At 71.4% G+C, this 26203-nt stretch carries 24 protein-coding genes and 1 pseudogene; 8 read left to right on the top strand and 17 right to left on the bottom strand.

Going from position 1 to position 26203, the window contains the following annotated elements; genetic code table 11:
* Positions 1 to 23: 23 nt before the first annotated feature.
* From AB0F72_RS30345 to AB0F72_RS30335, 3 genes and pseudogenes are all read right to left on the bottom strand, one after another.
* Positions 24 to 470: pseudogene (locus tag AB0F72_RS30345) on the bottom strand (family 78 glycoside hydrolase catalytic domain); the annotation flags it as partial.
* Between the two features lie 785 nt (positions 471 to 1255).
* Entirely contained in the window at positions 1256 to 1378 is a 123-nt protein-coding gene (locus AB0F72_RS30340; RefSeq protein ID WP_250007317.1) for a ribosomal protein bL36, read from the bottom strand.
* A gap of 87 nt (positions 1379 to 1465) precedes the next feature.
* A complete protein-coding gene (locus AB0F72_RS30335; RefSeq protein WP_360438120.1) occupies positions 1466 to 2488 on the bottom strand; it encodes a zinc-dependent alcohol dehydrogenase family protein in 1023 nt (340 codons plus the stop codon).
* A 206-nt stretch (positions 2489 to 2694) separates the two neighbouring features.
* Here AB0F72_RS30335 and AB0F72_RS30330 point away from each other — a divergent pair, with 206 nt between their 5' ends.
* Positions 2695 to 2946 (top strand): type B 50S ribosomal protein L31, encoded by a 252-nt coding sequence (locus AB0F72_RS30330; RefSeq protein ID WP_360438117.1) that lies wholly within the window; start codon positions 2695 to 2697, stop codon positions 2944 to 2946.
* 60 nt (positions 2947 to 3006) lie between these two features.
* Here the strand turns inward: AB0F72_RS30330 and AB0F72_RS30325 are convergent, their stop codons facing one another.
* Positions 3007 to 3597, bottom strand: coding sequence for a TetR/AcrR family transcriptional regulator (locus tag AB0F72_RS30325; RefSeq protein ID WP_360438114.1), 591 nt, complete (start codon positions 3595 to 3597; stop codon positions 3007 to 3009).
* Positions 3598 to 3777: 180 nt separating this feature from the next.
* Between AB0F72_RS30325 and AB0F72_RS30320 the strand changes: the two genes are divergently transcribed.
* Positions 3778 to 4866, top strand: a complete 1089-nt coding sequence (locus tag AB0F72_RS30320) for a zinc-binding dehydrogenase (RefSeq protein ID WP_360438111.1) — start codon at positions 3778 to 3780, stop codon at positions 4864 to 4866.
* A 66-nt stretch (positions 4867 to 4932) separates the two neighbouring features.
* Here AB0F72_RS30320 and AB0F72_RS30315 read toward each other — a convergent pair whose 3' ends face one another.
* The 3 genes from AB0F72_RS30315 to AB0F72_RS30305 all read right to left on the bottom strand — a co-directional run bounded on the left by AB0F72_RS30315 (position 4933) and on the right by AB0F72_RS30305 (position 7826).
* Positions 4933 to 7017, bottom strand: a complete 2085-nt coding sequence (locus AB0F72_RS30315) for a DUF4153 domain-containing protein (protein WP_360438108.1) — start codon at positions 7015 to 7017, stop codon at positions 4933 to 4935.
* A 124-nt stretch (positions 7018 to 7141) separates the two neighbouring features.
* Positions 7142 to 7378 carry a hypothetical protein gene (locus AB0F72_RS30310; RefSeq protein WP_360438105.1) on the bottom strand — a complete coding sequence of 79 codons (237 nt, stop codon included), beginning with the start codon at positions 7376 to 7378 and terminating at the stop codon, positions 7142 to 7144.
* Positions 7379 to 7448: 70 nt separating this feature from the next.
* On the bottom strand, positions 7449 to 7826 hold the full coding sequence (locus AB0F72_RS30305; RefSeq protein ID WP_360438102.1) for a MerR family transcriptional regulator: 378 nt from the start codon (positions 7824 to 7826) through the stop codon (positions 7449 to 7451).
* Positions 7827 to 7885: 59 nt separating this feature from the next.
* On the opposite strand from AB0F72_RS30305, the gene AB0F72_RS30300 reads away from it, so the two are divergent.
* Positions 7886 to 8593 (top strand): SDR family oxidoreductase, encoded by a 708-nt coding sequence (locus AB0F72_RS30300; RefSeq protein WP_360438099.1) that lies wholly within the window; start codon positions 7886 to 7888, stop codon positions 8591 to 8593.
* Here the strand turns inward: AB0F72_RS30300 and AB0F72_RS30295 are convergent.
* Genes AB0F72_RS30295 through AB0F72_RS30285 form a run of 3 tightly spaced genes read right to left on the bottom strand, consistent with a single transcriptional unit; the run spans position 8583 to position 12079 of the window.
* Positions 8583 to 9029 (bottom strand): ATP-binding protein, encoded by a 447-nt coding sequence (locus tag AB0F72_RS30295; RefSeq protein WP_360438096.1) that lies wholly within the window; start codon positions 9027 to 9029, stop codon positions 8583 to 8585. The two genes, AB0F72_RS30300 and AB0F72_RS30295, sit on opposite strands and share 11 nt — an antisense overlap.
* A gap of 50 nt (positions 9030 to 9079) precedes the next feature.
* Positions 9080 to 10069 carry a TRAP transporter substrate-binding protein DctP gene (gene dctP / locus AB0F72_RS30290; RefSeq protein WP_360438093.1) on the bottom strand — a complete coding sequence of 330 codons (990 nt, stop codon included), beginning with the start codon at positions 10067 to 10069 and terminating at the stop codon, positions 9080 to 9082.
* A 27-nt stretch (positions 10070 to 10096) separates the two neighbouring features.
* Positions 10097 to 12079 (bottom strand): bifunctional diguanylate cyclase/phosphodiesterase, encoded by a 1983-nt coding sequence (locus tag AB0F72_RS30285; protein WP_360438090.1) that lies wholly within the window; start codon positions 12077 to 12079, stop codon positions 10097 to 10099.
* Between the two features lie 138 nt (positions 12080 to 12217).
* Between AB0F72_RS30285 and AB0F72_RS30280 the strand changes: the two genes are divergently transcribed.
* The 4 genes from AB0F72_RS30280 to AB0F72_RS30265 all read left to right on the top strand — a co-directional run bounded on the left by AB0F72_RS30280 (position 12218) and on the right by AB0F72_RS30265 (position 19069).
* Complete coding sequence (locus AB0F72_RS30280; protein ID WP_360438087.1) at positions 12218 to 14857, top strand: EAL domain-containing protein; 2640 nt, start codon at positions 12218 to 12220, stop codon at positions 14855 to 14857.
* 152 nt (positions 14858 to 15009) lie between these two features.
* On the top strand, positions 15010 to 17169 hold the full coding sequence (locus tag AB0F72_RS30275; RefSeq protein ID WP_360438084.1) for an MMPL family transporter: 2160 nt from the start codon (positions 15010 to 15012) through the stop codon (positions 17167 to 17169).
* A gap of 71 nt (positions 17170 to 17240) precedes the next feature.
* Positions 17241 to 17912, top strand: a complete 672-nt coding sequence (locus AB0F72_RS30270; protein WP_360438081.1) for a response regulator transcription factor — start codon at positions 17241 to 17243, stop codon at positions 17910 to 17912.
* On the top strand, positions 17909 to 19069 hold the full coding sequence (locus tag AB0F72_RS30265; protein WP_360438078.1) for a histidine kinase: 1161 nt from the start codon (positions 17909 to 17911) through the stop codon (positions 19067 to 19069). The genes AB0F72_RS30270 and AB0F72_RS30265 overlap by 4 nt, the downstream gene beginning before the upstream one ends.
* 367 nt (positions 19070 to 19436) lie before the next feature.
* On the opposite strand, the gene AB0F72_RS30260 is transcribed toward AB0F72_RS30265, so the two are convergent.
* The 6 genes from AB0F72_RS30260 to AB0F72_RS30235 all read right to left on the bottom strand — a co-directional run bounded on the left by AB0F72_RS30260 (position 19437) and on the right by AB0F72_RS30235 (position 24867).
* Positions 19437 to 20255: an SDR family oxidoreductase gene (locus AB0F72_RS30260; protein ID WP_360438075.1), complete on the bottom strand. Its 819-nt coding sequence runs from the start codon at positions 20253 to 20255 to the stop codon at positions 19437 to 19439.
* 12 nt (positions 20256 to 20267) lie between these two features.
* On the bottom strand, positions 20268 to 21407 hold the full coding sequence (locus tag AB0F72_RS30255; RefSeq protein WP_360438072.1) for an FAD-dependent oxidoreductase: 1140 nt from the start codon (positions 21405 to 21407) through the stop codon (positions 20268 to 20270).
* Positions 21404 to 21601: a ferredoxin gene (locus AB0F72_RS30250; RefSeq protein ID WP_360438069.1), complete on the bottom strand. Its 198-nt coding sequence runs from the start codon at positions 21599 to 21601 to the stop codon at positions 21404 to 21406. Before AB0F72_RS30250 ends, AB0F72_RS30255 begins: the two co-directional genes overlap by 4 nt.
* A gap of 59 nt (positions 21602 to 21660) precedes the next feature.
* Positions 21661 to 22860, bottom strand: coding sequence for a cytochrome P450 (locus AB0F72_RS30245; RefSeq protein ID WP_360438066.1), 1200 nt, complete (start codon positions 22858 to 22860; stop codon positions 21661 to 21663).
* A 61-nt stretch (positions 22861 to 22921) separates the two neighbouring features.
* Complete coding sequence (locus tag AB0F72_RS30240) at positions 22922 to 23581, bottom strand: response regulator transcription factor (protein ID WP_360438063.1); 660 nt, start codon at positions 23579 to 23581, stop codon at positions 22922 to 22924.
* Between the two features lie 98 nt (positions 23582 to 23679).
* Positions 23680 to 24867, bottom strand: a complete 1188-nt coding sequence (locus AB0F72_RS30235) for a glycosyltransferase 87 family protein (protein ID WP_360438060.1) — start codon at positions 24865 to 24867, stop codon at positions 23680 to 23682.
* 131 nt (positions 24868 to 24998) lie between these two features.
* Here AB0F72_RS30235 and AB0F72_RS30230 point away from each other — a divergent pair, with 131 nt between their 5' ends.
* Positions 24999 to 25535 (top strand): hypothetical protein, encoded by a 537-nt coding sequence (locus AB0F72_RS30230; RefSeq protein WP_360438057.1) that lies wholly within the window; start codon positions 24999 to 25001, stop codon positions 25533 to 25535.
* Here AB0F72_RS30230 and AB0F72_RS30225 read toward each other — a convergent pair.
* Complete coding sequence (locus AB0F72_RS30225; protein WP_360438054.1) at positions 25525 to 26136, bottom strand: DUF4352 domain-containing protein; 612 nt, start codon at positions 26134 to 26136, stop codon at positions 25525 to 25527. The two genes, AB0F72_RS30230 and AB0F72_RS30225, sit on opposite strands and share 11 nt — an antisense overlap.
* Between the last annotated feature and the right edge of the window lie 67 nt (positions 26137 to 26203).

Raw genomic sequence — 26203 nt, 5'->3', positions numbered from 1 at the left:
GGCATCGTGTAGTCCGCCGGATAGGACAGCTTCTCCCGCCCCGGGCAGTCGGTGAAGACGCTCATCATGTTGCCGGCGAACGAGTACCAGGCCATCTTGTGGATCCGGTTGACCCGCGGGTTGGACGTGGTCACCGACCCGGCGAGCGGCGTGTCCGCCTGCACCCGCAGTCCGGTGATCGTCTCCTTGGCCGGCACATAGCCCGCCGGCAGGCCGCTGACCTGTACCCACTGCATGCCGAAGTAGTTGAAGTCCGGTGCCCAGGTCTCAGCGCCGCGCAGCCCGGCGGTGGTGTAGGTGTTGAACAGGTCGACGCCACGGCTGCCGTCACCGCCCTGGAGGGACGCCTGGTCCACGGTGCCGTCGGCGGCCAGCGACTCGGCCGGGGAGACGCGGATCGTGGTGCCGGCCGGCAGGCCGGTCAACCGCAGCCGGGGCAGGCCGACGATGTTCTGACCGAAGTCGAACACCCAGGTGCCGGGCGCCGGATTGGTGATCGCCACCGGCTCGAACCGGTCGGCGATCGTGATCGGCCGCGCGGTCCGGCCGACCAGCTTGGTGGCGAGGTTCGGTGGCGGGGCGATCCCGGCGGTGATCCAGCCGGTCGGGGTGCCGTCGCGCCGCACCGCCCCGGCCGACAGATCAGCGCCGGGCCGATCCCATCCGGGCTGCTCCCGGCGGGCGTCGTAGTCGCTGCCGGAATACCAATGCCTGAGCTACGGCCGGGCCACGCCAGCCGTAGACCAGAACGGCTACCCGAGCTTGATCACATGTGTGGGCTACGGCCGGGACGGCGGTTTCCAAGATCGGCGAGGCGGGAGATGCCAGGTGCGAGATGCCAGCCTCAAGACGCCAGCGCGGGGGCGGCGGGGGCGCGGCAGCCGCGTAGGCCGAATATCTGCTGGTAGCGGGGCTTTCTTAATCAGTCAGCGGGGTCAGCGCTGACCTTGCTGGCTGATCGAGGAGCCGTCGCCCGGTAGGGACGTGAGGTGGCACGAACCGTTGTCACCCAGCGTGCCGACATCCACTGTCAACCTCGCGCTTCACGGAAACCCGCGGACGTCCCAGGCCCCGCAGAAATGACGCACACCCCACAGCGCTCCACGGTCACCGGCGGCCGACCGTGACACCCGACCGACCGTGACACCCGACCGACCGTGACACCCGGCCGCACCGGCGCGCTACCGGGCGGCACCCTCACGAAAAAGCCCACCCGGTCACCCGGGTGGGCTTCGCAAAAGCTATCGGAGGGCGCTTAACCCTGGCGGCCACTCCACCGCGGATTCTTCTTGTTGACGACAACCTGACGACCGCGACGACGAGTGACGACGCTGCCCGGCTTGCTCTTCAGCGAACGCAGGGAATTCCGAACCTTCATGGCCCTGACCTCTTTTCCGCGCCGGCGTTGGCTCACGCCGTACGCAATGATCTGAACGCCGCCACCCGCACCGCTATTTCCGGACCCTCAGAGGGTCAGCAGCGTCTTGATCGCCCGGCGCTCGTCCATCGCGCGGTAGCCCTCGGCCGCCTGCTCCAACGGCAGTTCAAGGTCGAAGACCAACCCCGGATCGATGGTACGGTCGCCGATCAGCTCCATGAGATGCGGCAGGAAGCGGCGCACCGGAGCAGGACCGCCGTGCAGATGCACCAGCGAGAAGAACATCTCCATGCCCGGCAGGCTCACGTCGTGGGTGACGCCGACGTAACCGACATGCCCGCCCGCGCGGGTCGACCGGATCGCCTGCATCATCGACTCCTGCGTGCCGACCGCCTCGACCACCGAGTGCGCGCCCAGCCCGCCGGTCATCTCCTTGATCCGCGCGATGCCCTCGTCGCCACGCTCGGCCACGATGTCGGTCGCCCCGAACCGCACGGCCAGCTTCTGCCGCGACTCGTGCCGGCTCATCGCGATGATCCGCTCCGCGCCCAGCTGTTTCGCGGCCAGCACGGCCAGCAGCCCGACCGCGCCGTCACCGACGACAGCGACCGTCTTGCCCGGTCCGGCCTCGGCGGCCACCGCCGCGAACCAGCCGGTGCCCAGCACGTCCGAGGCGGCCAGGTAGCTCGGGATCAGCTCCTTCTCCGGCACCGACGGCGTGGCGACCAGCGTGCCGTCCGCGAGCGGCACCCGCAGGTACTCGGCCTGTGACCCGAGCGCGCCCATCGGCACCCGGTGCACACAGCCGCTCTGGTACCCGGCACGGCAGATCTCGCAGGTGTTGTCCGACGCCCAGAACGAGCCGACCACGAACTGCCCCGCGCGCACACTCGTGACCGCGCTGCCGACCTCCTCCACCACACCGACGTACTCGTGGCCCATCGGCGACGGCCCGTCCACCTGCTGAATACCCCGGTACGGCCAGAGGTCCGACCCGCAGACACACGTCGCCGACAGCTTGATGATCGCGTCCGTGGGCGCCTCGATCCGCGGGTCGTCCCGGTTCTCCACCCGGACGTCGCCGGGAGCGTGCAGCACTGCACCACGCATGATTTCTCCTTGGATCAACGGACTTGCTGCTCCCAGCGAACCGCATCCGGCCCGCCGGTGCGAGGCACTGATAAAGGATGCACCGCCGGTACACCCCACGTCCCGGAAAGCAGTTCCCGCGCCCGGTGTCTCGCAGGACACAACCGGAGCCGAAATATCGAGGATGGCGGATCGGTTGTGCCTGTCGATCAACCTGGAGGTCAGCCATGAAGACCGGAATCCACCCCGAGTACCGCAGCGTCGTCTACCGCGACCGCAACGCCGACTTCGCGTTCCTGACCCGCTCCACCGAGGCGAGCACCAGGACGATCGACTGGACCGACGGCACCACGTACCCGGTCATCGACGTCCAGATCTCGGCCGCCAGCCACCCGTTCTGGACCGGCCGCAGCCGCGTGCTCGACACCGCGGGACGCATCGAGAAGTTCCGGGCCAAGTACGCGAAGTTCGCCAAGTAACGCCACCGGATCGGCCGCCCTCCCCACGCGGGAGGGCGGCCGATTTCTTTCGGAGGGGATTCAGCTCGGTGGGGCCGCCGTGAACGTCGCGACCAGCCAGGACGGGAGCATGGCCGCCGAGGCCGAGATCAGCAGCCGGCGGTCGCGGGGACGGGGCTCGCCGAGCCAGGCCTCCACGATGCCGACCTGGCCGTGGGCGATGAACGCGCTGTACGCCTTCGTGCGCCACTGCGGCGAACCCGTGCCCTCCGGCAGCAACTGCGGCCTGGCGTCGAGCAGCGCGCGGGCGGAAGCGGCGAAATGCTCGACCAGCAGCCGGTGCAGGACGGCACTGCGCTGACCCACCAGCCCCTTGGTGTACACCCCGTCGTAGCGCTCCACGTGATCGGCGAGCGCGCCCGAGTGGTCGTCCCACGAGCCGCTGAGCCATTCGGCGCGGAGCCGGTCGAGGTCGGCGTACAGAATCTGTTCGAGGATCTCGACCGGGGACGCGGCGTGTTTGTAGAAGGTGGTCCGGTTGACCCGCGCGTCGCGGACCAGGTCGGCGACCGCGATCTCCTCGACCGGGTGTTCCGAGGCGAGCCGCAGCACGGCGCCCTGCAACCGCTCCCGGGTGCGCCGGACACGGACGTCAAGGGGCTCCTCGGACACGCGCGAAGCGTACTACACCGCTGTGACCACGGATAACCGACACGTGTCTCTTTTCTTTCGGCAATCTTGGTGCAACACTCAGACCGTGACCGCGCCGGCTCGACCGGCCCCCGCGGCCCCGTCTCAGCGCCCGCCGATCCCCGCCGGCGCTGATCCTTCGCGGACGAAAGAAGCAAGATCATGAAGGCATCCATCACCAAGGGTCTCGGCCAGGGCTTCGTCGTCGAGGAGGTGGAGCTCGCCGCCCCGATCGGCCACGAGGTCCGCGTCCAGGTGAAGGCCTCCGGCCTCTGCCACTCCGACCTGAGCATCGCCACCTTCATCGGCGGTGACTTCCCCGTCGTGCTGGGCCACGAGGTCGCCGGCGTGGTGACCGAGGTCGGTCCGCTGGTCACCCAGGTCAAGGCCGGTGACCACGTCGTCGGCAGCCTGATCCAGTTCTGCGGCGCCTGCGTGAATTGCCTGAGCGGGCGCACCTACATCTGCCTGCACCCCGAGGCCACGCTGCGCGCGCCGGGCGAGGGGCCGCGACTGTCCTGTCAGGGCGTCCCGGTCGCCCAGGGCATGGGCATGGGCGGTTTCGCGCAGGAGGTCCTGGTCCACGAGAACCAGCTCGCTGTCGTTCCCGACGAGATGCCGTGGGCGCCGGCCGCGCTGATCGGCTGCGGTGTGCTGACCGGCGCCGGCGCGGTGCTGAACAGCGCGAACGTGCAGCACGGCGAGACCGTGGTGGTGATCGGCGCCGGCGGCGTCGGGCTGAACGCGGTCAGCGGCGCCCGGCTGGCCGGCGCCGGCACGATCATCGTGACCGATATCGAGGACGGCAAGCTGGAGCACGCGAAGGCGTTCGGCGCCACGCACGTCGTCAACTCGCGCGGCACCGACCCGGTCGCGGCGGTCCGGGACATCACTTGCGCCGGCGCCGACCACGTCTTCGACTTCGTCGGCGCCCGCCCGGTCACCGCGCAGGGCCTGCAGATGCTCGGCAAGGGCGGCGGGCTCTACCTGATCGGCGCCGCCGCGATGGACGCCGGTGTCGACGTGAGCACGTTCGCCGTGCTCAGCGGCTCGCAGAAGGTGCAGGGCGTCTACATGGGCTCGTCGAACCTCAAGCGCGACGTGCCGTACTACGCCTCGATGTACCTGCAGGGCCGGATGAACCTCGACGACCTGGTCTCCAAGGAGATCGGCCTGGCCGACATCGAGACCGGTTACGAGTCGCTGAAGGACGGCACCACCGCCCGGGTCGTCATCACCGACCTCTCCTGAGCGACGCCGGGGCCGTCACTCCCCCGCCGACGACGGTGCTCCGGTCCACGACCGGAGCACCATCTCTCATCGGCGTGTCTTGGGCAGGTCGAACTGGTCGGCGGCCGTGCAGTCCTTCTGGTTGCCGATCGCGCCCGGCCCGAGTTTCTTCAGCTCCTCCCGGGCCTGCTGACGCCCGAGGTTCCACGCGTACCAGGGGTCGGGTTCCTTCAGATCCTTGGCGATCCAGCTGAGGGTGCACCGCCGTACCGGATCGGGCAGGTCGGCCAGCGCCGGCGTCGCGTCGGCGGAGAGCGCCCGCAGATACCAGGCGTCGATCTTGCCGGAGCCCTCGTATCGGGCCGCGTTGCGGCTGGCGACGTAGCCCTCGGGGTCGAGGACGGCGAGGCCGAGCAGCATCATGACGGCCAGGCCGACGGTGGTCGCCGGGATCCAGCGGCCCTGCCACCTGATGCCGGCCACAGCGATCAGCACGAAGATCACGCCGAGCAGCATCTCGGACGCCATCACGAAGATCCGCTCACCGGTGAAGCTGTAGACCCGCTGGTACTCCCACATCCGCGACAGCGCGGACGCGACGATGACGACGCTCAGACCACAGAGCAGACCCAGGAGTACGCGCAGCATCACCCGTTCCGCCGGTTGGTCCCGTTTCGCCCAGCGGGCCAGGGCCGCGATCAGCGCCAGCGAGAGCAGGGTGACCGCGACGAGCTGCCAGAAACCGCTGCGGGCGTACTCCGAGTAGCTGAGCCCGGCCGTCTTCAGCACGTGCCGGCTGCCACCGAACAGCACGGTGAACTGCACCGCCACGAAGCCGGCGAAGAGCAGCACCAGAGCGGCCCCGGCTGGCGCCCACTCGAGCAGGCCGAACCGGCCCTTGCCCTCGGTGTCCAGGCTGGACGTCGTCGGCGGCGCGGTCAGCGTGTAGATGCCGGAGACGGCGAGCAGGCCACCGGCCACGGCCAGGAAGACCCAGGTGAAGACCGAGCCGAGAGCGAGATCGGGTACGGCGTCGTCCAGCAGGCTGGAGAACGCGACGTCGGCCGAGGAGAGCAGCGCGCCGAAGACGAACAGCACCACGACGGTCAGGGCCACCGAGAAGAAGATCCGCCGGGCGATGCCCGGTTCGCGGTTCGTCTTCAGGTGCCTGCGGACCCACGGGATTCCGGCGAAGGCCGCGTAGGGGGCGGCCACCAGGCTGAACAGGATCGATCTGACCTGCCGGCCGCCGACGATCGCCAGTGCGGTGCAGCCGATCGCGCCGAGCACACTGAACGTGACGAGCCACCACGCGTTGCGGAACGCCGGGATGAGCATCAGCGCGAGTGCCGCCGCGGCCCAGCCGGACCGGATCAGCCGCTCGTTGCGCGACAGATCCTGCGAGCCGCGGACCGCGAAGCCGACGCCCAGGGTCAGCGCCAGCCAGCCGAGGAACCAGCCGATACCCACCCGGTCCAGCGGCAGGAAGACCAGGAAGCCGAGGGCGCCGGCGAGCACGCCGGCGGGGACGGCCCAGCCCCGGGTCTGCTTCGGACCGGGCCAGTTCTTCTTGCGGAACGTCTCCCAGGCCGAGGGCGGGCGCTCGTAGGTGCCGAACGGCTGGATCGGCTCGTGCACCTTGGGGCGCTGCGCCTGCGAGTCGAACCGCTGCGGGTTCAGCGGCGGGAAGACCTGCACCGCCGCGCCCGCCAGGTCCGACGGCGTCGCGTTGGCGACCGGCGCCGGCTTCTCGACCCGCACCGGCGTTTCTACCAGCACTGACTTTTCCCCCGGTGCCGGCTTCTCCACCAGCACCGACTTCTCCGCCGGCGCCGGCTTCGCCTCGGGAAGCTTCTCCGCGGGCGTGGCCTTTTCCACCGGGGTCGGCTTCGCCGGGGGCTGGTCGGCCGGCTTGGCGACGTCCACTGTCGACGCCTGCACCGGAACCATCGGCACGAACAGGGCGTATCCCCGCGTACCAGAGGGAACTTGCACCGGAATCGCCCACGCCATCTCGCCGTCCGTGCCCGGCCAGACCATCGACGGGATCGCGTCGTTGGGTGGCATGACCAGCAGTTGCGGCGCCGGCACGGGAACGTCCTTGGTCGCCTCCGCCGGCACGGCCGGGTCCGTCTTCGCCGGGTCCGGCTTCTCTGGTGGCAGGTCCGCCACTGCGCCCTCCTAGGTTGCTCGGTCCGCACACTGTAGGGCGTGCGCACGGCAATTTCTACGCCGGGACGCGTCCGTATCGCCGCGACGCCTAGTTCGATTGGCACAGATGCGGGATGTCAGCCGGTCAGGACGGCCGTTTCACGAACCACAGGACGATGCCGATGCCGGGCGCCAACACCACCAACCAGATCCATCGGGTACGGGCCCGCGCGTCCAGCGGCGTCCGGCAGACGCTGACGATCGTGGCGACGAACAGCGCGACGTAAGCGGCGATCAGCACCGTCCAGAAGGCGATGCCGGTGAGGGTCGGAGCGAGGTCGGCGGCGGCGATCGGGTGGAGGAGATTTCCTTGTTCGGTCACAGGTCAATGGTGTCGGCGCAGGCATGTCCCGCGCGTCTGACCAGGGTCTCGTTCCGAGGTATGACCTGGGTCAGACCCCGTGGAATCCGAGGTGGGCGCACCCGCTCGCCGGACCCTCGGAAAGCTCGATCACCTGGTCCAGCCGGTCCCGGGTACGCGTCAGGGCCGCGATCTGCTCGTCGATGCGCTGGCGTTCGGCCGCCAGCCGCGCCCGCGACTCGGGCGTGTTGACCTTGGCGTCGACACACGGCAGCAAATCGAGAATGGTCCGGCTGGACAACCCCGCGGCGTACAGCATCTGGATGAGCTGCACCCGGTCGGCAGCCGGCTCCGGATAGCGGCGCTGCCCGGAGGTGCTGCGACCGGATTCGAGCAGCCCCTGCTCCTCGTAGTAGCGCAGCGCGCGCACGCTGACCCCCGTGCGTGCCGCCAGTTCACCGATCCGCACCGTGACCTCCGTCGCACGACTTGCCTCTGACGTCAACGTCAGGTTCTAGCGTAGCCCACATGCAGATCAACGGAGCAAACGTCCTGGTCACCGGCGCTAACCGCGGCCTCGGACGGCAGTTCGTCACATCCCTGCTCGACCGCGGCGCCAAGACCGTCTACGCGACGGCCCGCCGGCCGGAGCTGGTGGACGTCGCGGGGACCGTACCCCTGAAATTGGATCTGACCGATCCGGCGTCGATCGCCGCCGCGGCCGAGGCGGCGCAGGACGTCACCATCCTGATCAACAACGCCGGCATCTCCACCGGCGCCAACCTGATCACCGGCGACCTGGACGCCATCCGCCGCGAGATGGACACCCACTTCTACGGCACCCTGAACGTGATCCGGGCCTTCGCACCCCGGCTGGCCGGCGGCGCGATCCTCAACGTGCTGTCCGCGATCTCCTGGCTCGGATTCGACGGCGCCGGCGCCTACCACGCCGCGAAGGCCGCCGAATGGGCGCTGACCAACAACGTCCGCATCGAGCTCGCGTCGCAGGGCACGCTGGTCACGGGCCTGCACCTCGGCGCGGCCGACACCGACATGATGGCCGATTACGCCGGCCCGAAGATCTCCCCGGCGGCTGTCGTCGAGGCCGCCCTGGACGGCATCGAGGCGGACCGGACCGAGGTGCTCGCCGACGACTGGAGCCGGCTGGTGAAGTCGTGGCTGGCCGAGGACCCGAGCGTCATCTACGCGAAGGCGGCCGCCGCGCTCAGCGCGTGACGTCGTCCGCCCGCAGCGGGAACGTCGCCCAAATGTGCTTCTTCTCCTCGGTCGCGTACCAGCCGACCTCGAGCGAGAACGTCAGGGCGAGCAGCAGCCCCCGCCCGCCGGCGTGCAGCGGGCGGGTGTTCGCCAGCTCCGGGATCCGGCTCAGGTCACGGTCGGCGACGTCGAGGATCACGCTGTCGTCGTTGCGCAGCAGCCGGACCTCGGTCGGCGGCCGCCCGTGCCGGATCGCGTTGGTGGCCAGCTCGGTGGCGACCAGCACGATCCGGTCGAGGATGTCGTCGTGATCCGCCGCCCGCACCAGCGGATGACCGATCAGCTCCCGCTGGATCGACGCCCGGAGCTCGCGCAGCCCGGCGGCGCTCTCCAGGGTCCACAGGTGCAACTGCTCGGCGTGCGGCGGTGGCGGGGAGGTTCGAATCGTCTGCACCTGACCGCCATTGCCCACCGGACGGCCCGCTCATGCGGGCCGGCCGCCCCTCACGCCAGGGCCGGCAGCAGGGCGGCGAGGTCCCCGAACGTCCCCCGATGGTTGCTGATCACCTTGGCGAGCGCCCGCCGGAACGCCTCCATGTCGACGTCGTTGAGCCGGGCGCCCTGTTCCCGCGCCAGAGTCGTCTTCTCCTGCGTGGCCTCGGCCCAGAGCCGGATCTCCTCCTCCTGGGCCATCCCGCCCGCCTGCATGATCGCCTCCCGCATGGCGGCGGGCCGCCCGGCGAGCCAGGTCGCGCTGGCCAGGAGCACGTCCACGCCGTGCTGATGGCGGGTCCAGGACAGGTACGGCGCGTACTGCTGATGCTGCTCGGTGGTGTAGAAGACGACGCTGTTCTCGGCGCCGTCGACCAGGCCCTGTTTCAGGGCCGAGCCGATGTCGTTGGTGGCCAGGGGCACCGCCGTCGCGCCGAGCGCGTTGATCATGTCGATCGACACGATGCTCTGTGGCACCCGGATCCGCAGGCCTTTCAGGTCGGCCGGGGTGCGGACGGCCCTGACCCGGTTGTAGAAGTTGCGGTCACCGGCGTAGAAGGAACCGAGCATGACGAGACCGTGTTCGGCCAGGATCGCCGCGCAGCGCTTCCCGAAATCGCCGCGCATGCTCGCCAGGCACTGGTCGCGGCCGGTGAAGGCGTAGGGCAGGCTCGCCACTCCGAGCCGTTTGTCGTACGCGGTGAGGTTCGCCAGCAGCGTCTTGCAGAAGGCCAGCTTGCCGGTGCGCAGCATCTCCGCCATGCGCTGCTCGTCGCCCAGTTCACCGCCGGGCTTCACCGTCACCCGGCACAGCCCGCCGGTCAGTTCGGACACCTTCTGGGCGAAGAACTTCTCGGCGGCGACCATCGGGCTCGTCGGCTGCACCGACTCACCGAGCAGCACGTCCACGGCGTCGGTCGGCGCCGATGAGCTCCGGGAGCATCCGGCCGCCAGCCCTCCGGCGACCGCGCACACCGAGGTCAGCACGGCTCGGCGATTCACATTCTCACGGTAGTGCCGGTGCGGGCGTCAGCTGACCGTTATCGCCATTCCGGACCGGTCCAGCCAGTCGGTCAGCTCGGCCGCCGGCAGCGGCCGGCTGATGTGGTAACCCTGCGCCTCGTCGCAGCCGAGCTCGCCGAGCGCACGCAGGGCGTCCTCGTTCTCGACGCCTTCGGCGACGACGCGCAGCCGCAGATTCTTGGCCAGGTCCACGACCGCGCGCACGATGGTCTCGTCCCGGCTGTTCTCGCACATCGTCATCACGAAGCTCCGGTCGATCTTCAGTTCGTGCGGCGGCATGTCGCGCAGGTGCGCGATCGAGGAGTACCCGGTGCCGAAGTCGTCGATCGAGATGTGCACGCCGTGCTCGCGCAGCCGCCGCAGCACCGCGCCGGCGCGTTCCATGTCGGTGACCACCGCACTCTCGGTGATCTCCAAGGTCAAAAGCCTTGGGGGTACGCCGTGCCGGCCGAGCGCCGCGACGATGGTCGCCGGGAACGCCTCGTCGGTCAGCGACCGGGCCGGGACGTTCACCGACACCGGCAGTTCGTGGCCGAGGTCGGCCCACCGGCCGAGCTGGGCCAGCGCCTGGTCCAGCACGTCGGCGGTGACCATGTCGATCAAGCCGCTCTCCTCGGCCAGCGGGATGAAGGCGTCCGGGCCGAGCAGCCCGCGGGCGGGGTGCTGCCAGCGCACCAGGGCCTCGGCGCCGCAGGGCCGGCGGGTCGCCAGGTCGATCTTGGGCTGGTAGTGGACGACCAGCTCGCCGCGTTCGATGCCCTGCCGCAGCTCGCTCTGCACGGTGAGCCGGCTCGTGTCGCCGGTGTCCAGTGCCGGGTCGTAGGCGCAGACGCCGCCGTGCCGGCGCTTGGCCTCGTACATCGCGACGTCCGCGTGCTGCAGCAATTCGGTGGCGTCGCTGCCGTCGCCGGGGTACGCCGCCACGCCGATGCTGGCGTCGATGTCGACCAGCAGGCCGCTGAGCGCGATCGGCCGGCGCAGCGCCTCCAGGATCCGGTGCCCGGCCTCGACCGCCTGCGGGTGATCCGGCGTGGTGGGCAGGATGAGGGCGAACTCGTCGCCGCCGAGACGGACGACGACGTCACCGGTCCGGCGGTCGCCGATGAGCCGCTGCGCCACCTCGACGAGCAACTCGTCGCCGGCGTGATGACCGAGCGTGTCGTTGATTTCCTTGAACCGGTCGAGGTCGATGAGCAGCAGGCTGAACGGCGCGCCGGCCGCCCCGCCGCGTCGCACGGCGGCGTCGAGCTCGTGGTGCAGCTTGGCGCGGTTGCCGAGCCCGGTCAGCGAGTCGTGGGTGGCCTCGTGCAGCCGCTGCTCGGCCTGCCGTTCGGCGCGGCGCTGGTAACCGATGAGCACCCGGGCGCAGACCGCGAACACCGCCAGGACGACGAAGACCGTCGCCGCGGCGATGGCCTGCAGGACGTCCGCGCGCCGGTCCACCTCGCGCAGGTAGACAGCGAGTTCCTGCTGGTGCTGGTCGCCGATGGCGAGCACGTTGTCGCGCAGCGGGGCGAAGGTCATCGAGGCGAGGTCGGTGTATCCGGCGACGTCCGCGCCGTCCTCGGTGTGCGACATGATGTCGAGGACGATGCGGTTGTAGTTCTCGTACCCGCCCCGGATGGAGTCGAGTTCGGCCCGGTCGACCGCGTTGTTCTGCTGCAACCAGTCGAGGCTTGCCCGGGCCGCGCCGAGCTTCGCGAGCAGTTCGGTACGGCGGTACTCGGTGCCGCCGGTCGTCAGGTACCCGCGCAGCGCCGCGTCCTCGGCGTTGATCTGCACCGAGATCCGGTTCAGCGTCTGCGTGATCGTCTGGACCCGGCGGACCTCTTCGGTGGTGTCGGCGATGCCGGTGGAGGCCAGGAGTGCCGAGGCGGCCAGGATGACGATGCCCACCGCGGTGCCGGCGATGGCCGACCGGCCTGTCGCGCGGGCCTCCAGCAGCCGTGCCCACCACGAGCGTCCGGGCCGGTCTCCTGCGCCATTCAACTCCACACGGTGTCTTTCGGCGCGCCGGGCGGCGACTTGACACTTCCGCTGTCTCAACTCGGCCGCCGCCTCAACTCGGCCACCGCCTCAACTCGGCCGCCGCCTCAACTCGGCGCTGGTCCCGTCGATGGTGAGGGGGTGCCCGCCCCGTCCGCCCGTCTGCCGCTCTTCGCCGACCGGGCGTTCCAGGCCGTCACCGTGCTGGCGATCCTCTCTGTCGCCGCGTTCCTGCTGCAGGAACGGACCGGGCCGCTCTGGCCGGACGCGCTGAACTGGCTGCTGCTGACAGCGCTCATCGGTGCGACGCTGACGCTGTGCCGCCGGGTGCAGACCGACCCGGCGTCCGCACCGGCGGTGCGCCACTACTGGGGGACGGTACGGACCGGCATCACGCTGTTCGTCGGTGTCGCCGCGCTGCGCGTGCTCATCGCGCTCGGCGCCCCCGGGTGGCTCGTCGCGGTGTCCGTGGTGGTGCACGTCATCGGTGGTCTCGTGCTCACCTGGCCGCTGGTGGGCCTGCCGTTCAGCGCCCGCGGCCGCGCCCGCCGGGTCGGCGTCTGGCTGGATCTGGGCACCCTGACCTCGGCCGCCGGCCTGCTCATCTGGCACTTCGCCGCCTCCGCGCAGTTCACCGACGGCCGGGTCACCGTGTCCCGCGTGGTGTCCGCGGTCGTCATCATGGGCGCCGGCCTCAACGGCGTCTACCTCGCCGCGAAGGTGGTGCTGGCCGGCGTCGACACGTTCGCCCGGCGCGGGCTCTACTGGATCGGCGGGTCCGCGCTGATCGGCGGGCTCGGCTCGGCGATCAGCTTCCTGCACCCGCATCAGCCCACCGGCAACCTGCTGCTGCTGGTGCTGCCGCTGGCCGCGTTCGCGGCGGCAGTCGGCGCCCGGGTGCAGGTGGTCGACACCGCCGCCGCTGCCCGGCCCCGGCGGGCGCCGCGCGGTTACAGCCTGATGCCGTACGTGGCGGTCGCCGCGGTCGACGCGCTGGTGCTCTACGACAACGTCGGCCCCGGCGCCGGGAACAGCCTCCTCATCGACGGTGTCGCGGTCACCCTGACCATCCTGGTGGTGATCCGTCAACTGATCGCGTTCCGGCTCACCGACGCCCTGCTCGCGCGGATCGGCGTCCAGGAGGCACGGTTCCGCCTGCTGGTGCAGAACTCCACCGACATGGTGACCATCACCGATCCCGCGGGCCGGCTCACCTACGTCAGCCCCGCCGCGCGGAGGATGCTCGGCACCGACCCGGACGACATGATCGGCACCGCCGTGGCGCCGTGGATCCACAGGGACGACCGGGTCCCGGCGGCCCGGCGCCTGGCGACGGTGATCGCGGCGCCCGGTGCCACGGTGACCTTCCAGGTACGGGTGCGGCACGCCGGCGGCGGCTACCGCTGGTTCGAGGTGACCAGCGCGAACCTGACCGGTGAGCCGAGCGTCGCCGGCATCGTCAGCAACGCCCGCGACATCACCGAGACCCGCGAGGTCCGCGACCGGCTCAGCTACGAGGCCAGTCACGACCGGTTGACCGGCCTGACCAATCGGGCGCTGTTCAGCAAACGCGTCGCCGCCGCGGTGACCGGCGCCGGGCCGGACACGCCGGTCGGCATCGTGCTGGTCGATCTGGACGACTTCAAGAACATCAACGAGTCGCTCGGGCACGCCACCGGTGACGCCCTGCTGGTGCACGTGGCCGAGCGGTTGCGCGCGAGCGTGCGCCCGGCCGACACGGTGGCCCGCCTCGGCGGCGACGAGTTCGCGGTGCTGTTCGAGGGCGCCCGCGGGGCGGACGTGGACCAGGTGCTGACCCGGATCATGGCGGCCCTGCTCGAACCCGCCGTGATCGACGGCGAGCCGATGACCGTACGCGCCAGTTTCGGTGTCGCCGACGGCCGTGGCGGCGACGATCCCGGTGAGGTGCTGCGCCGGGCGGACATCGCGATCCACGAGGTGAAGGCCCGTGGCGAGGGCGGCATCGAACGGTACCGGCCGGGCATGGAGGCGCACGGCGCCGAACGCCGGCGCCGGGTCGCCGACCTGCACACCGCGATCGCCTCCGGTCAGCTGGTGACCTACTTCCAGCCGGTGGTGACCCTGCCCGGCGGCCGGATCACCGGCGCCGAGGCGCTGGTCCGCTGGCAGCACCCGAGCGAGGGCCTGCTCGGGCCGGGCGCCTTCATCGAGGCCGCCGAGCAGAGTGGCCTGATCGTCGCGCTCGGCGCCTGGGTGCTGCGCGACGCGACACGGGAGGCCGCGACCTGGCCGGGCGAGCTGACGGTGTCGGTGAACGTCTCGGCCCGCCAGCTGCGGGAGACCGGTTTCCCGGACCTCGTGTCGGCGGCGCTGCGCGACAGCGGCCTGCCACCGCACCGGCTGACCGTGGAGATCACCGAGTCGCTCGCGGTCGGTGGCGGCGCCACCGCCGGCAACCTGCAGACCCTGCGGGATCTCGGCGTACGGCTGTCGCTGGACGACTTCGGCACCGGCGCCTCGACGCTCAGCCTGCTCGCCAGCTGTCCGGTCGATCAGATCAAGCTTGATCGCTCGTTCGTGCCCGACGGCGGCTCGGCCGCGATCGCGGACGCGGTGGCGCAGATGGCCCGCGCCTTCGGCCTGCAGGCGGTGGCCGAAGGCGTGGAGACCGCGGAGCAGGCGGCCCGGCTGACCGCGCTCGGCTACGACCGCGCGCAGGGCTTCTACTTCGCCCGGCCGATGAACGCCGCCGACCTGCGCGCCCGGCTCGCCGGCGGGGTCGTCACCGTCACGCCGTGAGGGGCACGACGCGTCCGGCCGCCCGCTGCGCGTACCGGGACGCCTGGGACCGCACCTGCGGTACACGACATCACCGCAGCGGGTTGACGATTCCCGACGCCGCTCCAGCGACGCTGATCAGGCCCTGTTGAAACGCCTGAAAGGCCGTAGCCTTGTCGACTCTCGCGCACTGGTGCTTCCGCCGGCGGTTCGCCGTCGCCGGCGGCTGGATCGTCGCCCTGGTGGCCCTCGCCGCCATCGCACTCGGCGGCGGGACCGCCTTCACCGATTCCGCCGACCTGCCCGACAGCGAATCGGCCACCGCCTACGCGCTGCTCGCCGAGTCCACCGGGCAGACCGGCTCGGACACGGTGAACGGCACCATCGTCTGGCACACCGACGGCGCCGCCGTCGACTCGGCCGGTGTCAAGGCGGACGTCACCGAGATGCTCGCCCGCATCAAGGCCGTGCCCGGCGTGCAAGCCGTCGTGAGCCCCTACGACAAGGCCGGGGCCGCTCAGCTCAGCACCGCGAGCGGCACCGCCTACGCCACTGTCGCGCTCGCCGCGGACGCCGACACCGAGCCGGTGACCACCGCGGCGCTCGCCTACGACACGGCGGGCTTCGACGTCGAGGTGGGCGGGCAGGCGTTCGCCGAGCAGCCCGGCGCCTCGCACGGCACCGAGGCGATCGGCATCATCGCCGCGCTGGTCATCCTGGTGCTGATGTTCCGCTCCGGCTGGGCGGCGGCCCTGCCGATCCTCACCGGCATCGTCGGCGTCGCCGCCTCCCTGCTGCTGGTCATGATCGCCTCGCATGTGGTGGACCTCGCCGCCACCAGCCTCACCATGGGCGCCCTGATCGGCCTCGGCGTCGGCATCGACTACGCGCTGTTCATCGTCAACCGCCACCGTAAGGGCCTGCTCGCCGGCCGTCCGGTGCGCGACAGCATCGCCGACGCGCTGGACACCTCCGGCCGGGCGGTGGTGTTCGCCGGCGCCACCGTGATCGTCGCCCTGCTCGGCATGTTCGTCGTGAACCTCGGCATCCTGACCGGCATGGCCCGCGCCGCCGCGGTGACCGTCCTGTTCACCATCCTGGCCGCGATCACCCTGCTGCCGGCGCTGCTGGCGATGCTCGGCCACCGGGTCCTGTCCCGCAGGCAGCGGGCCGCCCTGTCCACGGGCGCCTCGCCGATCGCGTCGCACCGGCCCGGTCTCGCCGCCCGCTGGGCCGCCCTGATCGACCGGGCGCCGTGGCGCGCCACCGGAGCGGCAGTGCTGGTCATCGCGGTCCTGGCCGCGCCGGTCACGATGATGCGCGTCGGTGACGCCGACGCCAGCAGCGACCCGGCCGGCACCCCGGCCCGCGCCTACCACGACCTGATGGCGCCCGCGTTCGGCGACGGCTTCGACGCGTCGCTGCTGCTGGTGGCGCAGGTGCCGGACTCCGCCGCGAGCACCGCGTTCACCGGACTGGCCACCTCGCTCGCCACCGTTCCCGGCGTCGCCGCTGTCACCCCGGCCGGAAAGACAGTGCTCACCGTCGTGCCGGCCACCAGCGCGCAGACCGAGGAGACCGCCGACCTGGTGCACCGCCTGCGGGACGAGGTGATCCCCGCCGCCGAGGCCGGCACCGGCCTGCGGGTCTACGTCGGCGGCACCACCGCGACCGGCATCGACATGGCCGACGCGCTGATGGGCAAGCTGCCGCTGTACCTCGGCCTGATCGCCGCGCTGGGCTTCCTGCTGCTGGCGGTGGCGTTCCGCAGCATCCTGGTGCCGCTGGTCGGCGCGCTCAGCAACCTCGCGACGATCCTGGTCGGCCTCGGCGCCCTCACCGCGATCTTCCAGTTCGGCTGGGGATCCGAGCTGCTCGGCGTCGGCTCCGGCGCCCCGATCATGTACCTGATCCCGGTGCTGATCGTCGGTGTGGTGTTCGGCCTGTCGATGGACTACCAGGTGTTCCTGGTCAGCCGCATGCACGAGGAGTGGGCGCACACCCGCGACAACCGGCGCTCGATCCGGGTCGGCCTGACCGAGACCGGTCAGGTGATCGCCGCCGCGGCCACGATCATGCTGTGCGTGTTCGCGTCCTTCGGGTTCAGCGGCGAGCGGATCGTCTCCGGCATCGGTATCGGCCTGGGCATCGCGGTCCTGGTGGACGCGTTCGTCGTCCGGCTCACCCTGATCCCGGCGCTGATGCGGCTGATCGGCCGGGCGAACTGGGCGTACCCGCGCTGGGCCGACCGGATCACCCCGCGGGTGTCCGTCGAGGGACCCGCCGCGGGCCCCGCCACGCCGGCCGACGAGGAGCCCGTCGCCGTTCGCTGACCCACCGCCCGGGTGGACGCGTCCTCCGCGTCCGCCCGGGCTTCGCCGTTCACACCGGAAAGAATGATCACGTGACGATCCGAGTGCTCCTCGCCGACGACCAGACCCTGCTCCGCGCGACGTTCCGGCTGCTGCTGGACGCCGAGCCGGACATCGCGGTCGTCGGCGAGGCCGCCACCGGCGAGCAGGCCGTGGCGCTGGCCCGCGAGACCCGCGCCGACCTGGTGCTGATGGACATCCGGATGCCGGACATGGACGGGATCGAGGCCACCCGCCGGATCAGCTCCGACGAGGATCTGGCCGGTGTCCGGGTGCTGATCCTCACCACGTTCGAGACCGACGAGTTCGTGGTGGCGGCGCTGCGGGCCGGCGCCAGCGGCTTCCTCGGCAAAGGCGTCGACCCCGCCGCACTGCTGCAGGCGGTCCGGACGGTCGCCGCCGGCGAGTCGCTGTTGTCGCCGAACGCGACCACGGCGCTGATCGGGCGGTTCCTGGCCCAGCCGGACCCGGCGCAGGTGACCGTCGCGGCGGCGCTGGGCGAGCTGACCGTCCGGGAACGGGAGATCACCGCGATGGTCGGCGCGGGCCTGTCGAACTCCGAGATCGCGGACCGGCTCAGCATCAGCGTCGCCACCGCGAAAACCCACGTCAACCGGGCGATGATGAAGACCGGCGCCCGGGACCGCGCCCAGCTGGTGGTCTTCGCCTACGAGAACGGACTGGTCCGGGTGGGTGACCGATGACCGGAACCGGACGGTACGCCTGGCGCGTCTGGGCGCCACCGATCATCACCGTGATGATCATGATGGCGACGGTCGCCTACCAGCGGGGTCACGTGCTGCGCTCACCGAGTGACGGCCAGCTGGTCCTGATCCTGCTCGGTGCGACGGCTCTTCTTTTCCGGCTGCACAGCCCGGCGGCCGTCACGGCGGTGGCCGTGCTCGCCGGCACCGCGCTGCCGCTGGTCGGCGGTCACCTCGTACTGGTGGATGTCGCCGCAATCGTCGCGCTCTACACCCTGGCCACGCTGCGGGACCGCCGGACCGCCTGGACCGCCGGGGCGCTCGCCGCCGTGTCGCTGACCGCCGCCGCGCTCCCCTGGCAGGCGGGTGGCCTCTTCGACCTGGCCAACCTGGTCCCGGCCAACTACGCGCTGATCCCCGTCGCCCTCGGGGTGGCGGCGAAGGACCGGCGGGCGCTGCTCGCGCAGATCCGGGAGCGCGCCGAGCTCGCCGAGCAGACCCGGGAGCAGGAGGCCCGCCGGCAGGTCCGCGAGGAGCGCATCCGCATCGCCCGCGACCTGCACGATGTGGTCGCCCACCACATCACCCTGGTCAACGCGCAGGCCGGGGTGGCGCACCATCTGATGACCGCGCACCCGGACAAGGCCCGGGAGGCCCTGGCCGGCATCCGCGACACCAGCCGCACCGCGCTCGGCGAGCTGCGGGCCACCGTCGGGCTGCTGCGCGCCGACGACGACCCGCCGGACAGCCTGCGGCCGGTGCCGACGCTCGCCGACCTCGACGTGCTGATCGACGGTTTCCGGCAGGCCGGTAACGACATCACGGTGACCCGTACCGGAACGGCACGGCCGCTGTCCGGCGCCGGTGACCTCGCCGCGTACCGGATCGTGCAGGAGGCGCTCACCAACGCCGGCAAGCACGGCACCGCCCGGCGGGCCGAGGTGGTCCTCGACCACCGCGACACGGACGTGCGGATCAGCGTCGTCAACCCGGCCCGGCTCGGCCACCACGGTGACGGCACCGGCCACGGCCTGATCGGCATGCGGGAACGCGCCGAGGCCGCCGGCGGCACCCTCACCTGCGGGATGCGGGAGGACGGCACCTTCGCCGTGCTCGCCACCCTGCCTACCGCGGACGCAGCCACCTCCCGTCGATGAGCCGGGCCTTCCGTCGATGAGCCGGCCCGTTTGTTGGTGAGCAGCCGTTTGTCGATGAGCCGGCGCTTTTGTCTATGAGCCGGCCCGTTTGTCGATAAGCCGGCGCTTTTGTCGATGAGTCAGGTCAGGCGGGAAGGCCGCGCACTGCTGTGGAGGACACTGCCGCCAGCCGCTCGGTCGCGCGGCGCGGGACGAGCCGCTCGGTCGCGCGGCGCGGGACGAGCCGCTCGGTCGCGCGGCGCGCAAAACGGCGGGCGATCAGGCGATGGCCCCGGCACCCGCTGCGGGGGATGCGGCGAGCGCCCCGGCACCCGCTGGGGGCGACGGGGCGAGCGCGCCGGCGCCTTACTGCGGGCGTGGCGGCGCCTTACTGCGAGCGATGACGGCGCAGCCACGCCGCCTGTCCACCGTCGACGAGGAGGTCGGTGCCGGTGACATACAGCGAGCCCGGCCCGGTCAGGAACGCGACCGCCTCGGCGATCTCGGCCGGGGTGCCGGTGCGGCCGATCCCGCAGGCCCGCAGCATCCCCATCATGTGCTCGCCGGACGCCGACTCCTGCTCGGCCTTGGCCATCGCGGTGGAGATGACACCGGGGCTGAGCGAGTTGATCCGGGCGCCGCGCCGGTTGTAGGCCAGCGCCGCCGCCTGCACCCGCACCTGGTTGGCGCGTTTGGCGAGGATGTAGGCGGCGATCGGGTCGCCGTCGAACCCGGTGACCACGTCCAGGTCGAGCAGCCGATCCGCCGGCGCGGTGGCCAGCGCCTGCTCGTCGTCAGCACTGAGCTGCGCGTAGTGCCCCGCCATGCTTGCCACGCAGACGACAGCGGTGCCACCGGTTGCCACCCGCTCGAACGCATCGATCAGATAGGCGGTCCCAGCAAGATCCACTTCCAAGATCTTGGGTACGGTCGACGTAGCAGCCGACACCCCGGCGGTGTGCACGAGCGCGGCCAGCCGACCCGACGCGGCCGCTGCCTCGGCGAGCTTCGCCACCGAACCCTGATCGGCGATGTCGGTGACCTGGCCGTGGGCGTCGTAGCCCTCGCCACGCAACGCCGTCACCGCCCGGTCGAGATGCTCGGGAAAGGCGTCGGCGAGCAGCAGCGTGCGCCCGCTGCCGATCCGGCGGGCCACGGCCGTGCCCATGCCACCCGCCCCGGTGACGACGACAAGGTCATTGCTCACAGCGGTCCTCACTCACAGCGATCCTCCGGAGGCGATGGCCTGCCGCCACGGGCGGATGGCCTTGGGTGGCATGCCGACGGCGAGCGCACCGACCAGGCGGCCGTCGCGGTGGTAGGCGGCCAGGAAGCGGCGCTCGTCGAGTGATCCGTCGACGACCTCCACCGCGTCGTGGCCGCGCAGGTACCCGTACGCGTGGATCTTCAGGTCGAACTGGTCGGACCAGAAGTACGGCACCGGCGCGAACGGCCGGTGCGCGCCGAGCAGGTTGCGGGCGGCGGCCAGGCCCTGCTCGGCGGCGTTGGTGCGGTGCTCGATGCGCATGTCCACGCCGAACAGCCTGTTGTGCCACCGCGCCACGTCCCCGGCCGCGTAGACGCCGGGCGCCGCCGCGCAGAACTCGTCACAGACCACCCCGTCGCGGATCGTCAGCCCGGAGCCGTCCAGCCATGCGGTGTTCGGGATCGACCCGGCCGCGACCAGCACCTCGTCGGCGGCGATCACCGTCCCGTCGGCGAGCCGCACTCCCCCATCGGCGACCGCTGTCACGGTGACCCCGGTGCGCAGATCGACGCCGTGCTCGCGGTGCACGGCGGAGAGCATCCGGCCGACCTGCTCACCGACGGCGTGCGCAAGCGGCACGGGCGCCGGTTCCAGCACGGTGACGTCGCAGCCGAGGCCGCGCGCCACGGCGGCGCATTCCGCGCCGAGGAACCCGGCGCCCACGATGGTCAGCCGGGTGCCGGGACGCAGCCTCTTCCGCAATTCAAGAGCGTCATTGAGCGTACGGATGACGTGTCCCGGACCACCGGCAAGCGCCCGTGGCCGCACGCCGGTCGCCACGACCAGCCCGTCGTAGGGCACGTCGGTGCCGTCGCTGAGGGTGACCGAACGCCCGGCCGTGTCCAGCCCGGTCGCCCGCACGCCCAGCCGCAGGTCCAAGCCGAGAGCGGCAAGCTGCTCGGCGGTCCGCAGGGCGATCCGGTCGGCCTCCCACTGCGAGGCCAGGATCTGTTTGGACAGCGGCGGCCGGTCGTACGGCGCGTCCAGCTCCTCCCCGATCAGGGTGATCGTGCCGGTGAACCCCTCCCGGCGCAGCGTCTCCACCGTGGCCAGGCCGGCGGCCGAGGCGCCCGCGACGACGATCCGGTTCACGCCTCGACCAGCCGGATCGCCGCCGCCGGGCAGACCGCCGCGGCCTCGCGCACCGCCTCGTGCTGGTCCTCGCCGGGCGTGGCGTCGAGCACGATCGCCACGCCGTCGTCGTCACGCTGGTCGAACACGCCAGGGGCGACCATCGCGCACTGCCCGGCGGCGACGCACTTGGGCTCGTCGAACTCCACTCGCATCGGCACTGCTCCTTTCATCAAGTCACCGGTCACCAAGTCACCGGTCACCAGGTCACCCGTCACCAGGTCACCGGGAGGGCTTTGAGGCCGTAGGCGACGCCCTCCATCGCGAACTCGACCTGCTCGAACGGCACCGCGAGGGCGAGCGTCGGGATCCGGCGGTAGAGGGTGCCGTAGACCACCTGGAGCTCGACGCGGGCCAGGGACTGCCCGAGGCACTGGTGGGCGCCGTAACCGAAGGCGTGGTGCGAGCGGGCCGGCCGGGTCAGGTCGAGGCGGTCGGGCTCCGGGAACTCGGCGGGGTCGTAGTTGGCGCCGGCCAGCTCGAAGACGACGCCGTCACCGGCCCTGATCCTGGTGCCGTGCAGCTCGATGTCCTCGACGGCGATGCGGCGGATGCCGGAGTGCACGATCGTCAGGTACCGCAGGAGCTCCTCTGCCGCATTCGCCACGAATCTCGGGTCGTCGCTGTGCTCCCGCAGCAGCGCGAGCTGATCGGGATTGCGCAGCAGCGCGAGCGTGCCCAGTGAGATCATGCTGGCGCTCGTCTCGTGGCCGGCGATCAGGATCGCGGAGGCCATCGTGACCGCCTCGGCGAAGGTCATCTCCCCCGCGGCGACCCGGGCGCCCATCTCGGACATCACGTCGTCCCGCGGGTAGGCCATCTTCTGGGTCAGCAGCGCGGCGAGGTAGTCGCCGAGTCCCTGGCCGGCCCGCTCGCCCTCTTCCGGTTCGGTGTCGTGGCTGATCGCCCGGCGGCTCGCGGCCTGGAAGAACTCGTGATCCGCATAGGGAACCCCGAGAATCTCGGTGATCACCAGGGTCGGCACCGGCAGGCCGAGCGTCGTCACCAGGTCGGCGGGTTTCGGGCCGGCGAGCATCTCGTCGACCAGGCCGTCGAAGATCTCCTGGATCCGGGGGCGCAGCGCCTCGACCCGCTTCACCATGAAGGGCGCATTGACCGTACGCCGGAGGCGGGTGTGCTCGGGCGGATCCGTGTTCGTGATGAGATCGGGGATGTGCGGGGCCATCGCCGCCCGCGACTTGGTCATGTGCGGATAGCCGGGCTTCTTCTCCTGGATGCTCAGCCGGGGGTCGTTGAGCATCGCCCGCTGGTCGGCGTGCCGGCTGATGAACCACGGGGTGCTGCCGTCCCAGATGCGCACCTTGCCGACCGGAGGCATGTCGCGCACCTCGGGGGCGGGCGCGAACGGGCAGCGGGCGTCCCGCTGCATCGGGTAATACGGGGCTTCTGGCATGAAGCCATACAAACAGGCTGACCTGACACGACCCGGACCTGAACCTGACATTTGCCGGACATCATCCGAGCCGGTAGCCGAAGCCGCGCTTGGTGTGGATCAGCGGCGGCCCGGCCTCGTCGACCTTCTGCCGCAGCCGGGACACGAGCCGCTCGATGGTGTTGACGTCCCGCGACTCACCCCACACCCTCTGCGCCAGCTGCTCCTTGGACAGAACCTGCCCGGCGTGGACCAGCAGGTGGCGCAGCAGCCGGTATTCCGCGGCCGTCACCTCGACCGGCCGGTCACCGCGCCAGACCTGGCAGGTCACCTCGTCGAGCAGCAGATCGCCGTGGCGCAGCACCGGCTGCCGGAGCTGCACCTCGACCCGAGCCAGCAGCTCGGGGATCCGGCAGGGCTTGGTGACGTAGTCCTCGATCTCCGTGCCGACCTCGGGCAGCAGCGTGCCCAGCGCCTCGCACGTGGTCATGCAGATGATCGGTGGCCGGTCGGTGAGGACCGGGCGGCGGCCGGCCAGGTCATACAGATCGGGGATGTCGATGTCGACCACGATGAGGTCGACATGCCCGGCGGCGATCCGCGCCATCGCCTCGGCGCCGGTCGCCACCGCGGTGACCGCGTAACCGGCCGCCGACAACCGCTCGGCCAGCGACTTCCGCAGCTCCTCCTGCGGGACCACCACGAGCAGGTGGCCGCAGGCCACCGCGTGCCGAGACACCATCCGATCCTCCTCGCCGCGAGGACCCCAGCATGCCAGCGGGCAACCGGCCCGGCATCCACCCGACGCGGTATCCGCACCATGCCGCAACCGCGGTAGGCCTAAGTGGACGTGCGGACCGCCGGGAGGCTGGGATCACTCGCCCGCCGCCCGCCGAGCCGCACCGCTGCCCAGAGCGCGAGAGCCAGAGCGGCGAGAAGGTACGCGTTACCCGGAACGTGCTCGAACGGCGCCCACCCGAACTCGCGGCGCTCACCCCACGGCGGCCACACGAACGGACGGGTCACGAACACCGCGATCCAGGCGGCCGCCGCCCATCGGCTGCGCTCCCACAGCATCAGCCCGGCCGGCACCGCCCACACCCAGTGGTGCGACCACGAGATCGGCGAGGCGAGCAGCATCGCCACCGCGCCCAGGCAGGCGCCGAGCAGCCGGTCGCCGCGACGCCACCACACCGCGCCGACGATCACCACGGCCAGGGCGAGCGGCCCGGCGACCGCGAGCCACAGCGACGTCGGCGGCGGGCCGTCGAGCAGGCGGGTGAGCGCGCCGAACACCGACTGGTTGTGCGCCAGCTCCGGCGGACCGACCCGGCCCGCCTTGACCAGGTCGTCGGTCCAGTACGTGATCGCCGATCGGGGTGCGGCCGCGAACCCGATCGCGACAGTGGCGGCGAAGGCCAGCAGCGCCCGTCCCGCCACCGTCCGGCGCCCGGCCAGCACCAGCAGGACGACGAAGACCAGCGGAGTCAGTTTCACCCCGGCCACGACCCCCAGCAGGACACCCGACCAGCGCCGCTCCGGCCGTACCAGATCGATGATTATCGCCAGCATGAGCAACAGGTTGATCTGGCCGAAGGTGAGGTTCTGCCACACCGGTTCGAGGGTGAGCGCACCGAGGGTCACCAGCGCGACCTGCCACCCCGCGACAGCGCCGCGCAGCGCCCGGCCGACCACCGCGACGACCGCGGCCAGCGCGCCCACCGACGCGGCGGTCCACAACGCCGTGGCCAGCCAGAACGGCAGCAGCGCCAGTGGTGCCATCAGCACCGCCGCGAACGGCGGATAGGTGAACCGAAGGTTCGTCGCCGGGTCCCGGGACCCGTAGAGCGGCAGGTCGTCGAGCACCAGCCGGCCGCCGTACCGGTAGGCGGAGAGATCCACGAATTCGCCGTGGACGCTCAGCTTGGCGGGTACCTCCGCCCAGGCGGTCACACCCGCCACGGCAGCCGCGACGACGACCACGGCCAGGACCGGAGCGGCGCCGGCCCAGGCGCGTGACCAACTCACCGGGGCACGCCGCACGGGGATGCCGTCACACAGGATTCCATGATCGCATCGTATTACGTGGATATCCCCGGCCCATCAGCACGGCGCGGAAGGGACGATTGGAATCACCGCCGGTGGGAATTCGCGGGGACATGTTGCGACGTGCACTCTGGGAAGGGCTGGCCGCCGGAACGGCCGGAGTCCTGGTCATGACGGCCGGCGAGAAGATCGAGCAGCGCTTGACCGGGCGCCCCGACTCACACGTGCCCGCGCGGGTCCTGCAACGCCTCACCGGGATGCGCGAGCGCCCGGGACGGCAGCCGGTGCCGGTGAACTGGGCCATGCATTTCGGGCAGGGGATGCTGCTCGGCGTGCTGCGCTCGGTCATGGCCCACGCCGGGCTCCGGGGACCGTGGTCGTCGGCCAAGTTCGCGGTGGTGCGGCTGACCAACGACCAGATCCTGGAGAACCTCACCGGCGTCGGCGCGCCACCACCGACCTGGCCACGCGCGGAGCTGGCGGTCGATCTGCTGCACAAGACGGTGTACGCGTTCGCCACCGGTGTCGTCGCCGACGCGCTGGCCGCACGGTCCGGGCCCGGCCCGGGGCAGCGCCACGCGATGCGACGGCCCGGCCGCCACTCCGGCGTCGGACCGCCGGCACGCGGCGCGGCCGTGGTCAGAGGGTGACCGTCACGCCGCCGGAGAGCGGGAAGTCGTGCAGTTCCAGGACGGCGAGCCTTCTCCGCGCCGGGATGTCGAAGACCAGTTCGCCGGTCACCCGGTCGCCCGGTTCCAGCTTCTCCAGGAACGTCCCGGTGTCCCGGTTGGCGTAGAGGCCGGCGATCTCGTCGTAGCCGTACTCGGCGCCGGTCGTGTCCCGCGCCTTCTGCGCCAGGCCGAGGAAGTACTTCGGCTCGTCGGCGATGTTGCGCACCGACAGGCTGACCACGCAGTACCGGCCCTCGGCGGTACGTTTCAGCTGTTCGATGCCGAAGCTGGTGCGCGAGCAGTCCACCCGGGACACCACGAACTCGAACTTGCCGTCACGCACCGGGTCCCCGACCCCAGCCGCCCGCTCCGGCTGCTCCCCCTGTTCGGCCTGCTCTTCAGTCTCGGCAGAGGCGCCGGCGGCGGCGACCGGCCCGGTACGGTTGACACGTTCCGCGGCGATCCCGGCCGCGAACAGCGCGGTCACCACGACCGCCGCCACGACGAGCGCGATCACCATCTTGAGCGGCCCCGGCGTTCTCGGCGCCGGGCGGCGCTGCGCATCAGGTCGGTACGACATCGGGCCGCTCCACGGGGACCGCTTGCTTCCTGCCCCTCACTGTGGGTCACCGGCGTTCGCCAAGCTA

The organism is Actinoplanes sp. NPDC023936 (assembly GCF_040639325.1).
Classification (GTDB): Bacteria; Actinomycetota; Actinomycetes; order Mycobacteriales; family Micromonosporaceae; genus Actinoplanes.
The sequence above is the reverse complement of the archived record's forward strand: the minus strand, read 5'-3'. Positions and strand labels throughout refer to the sequence as shown.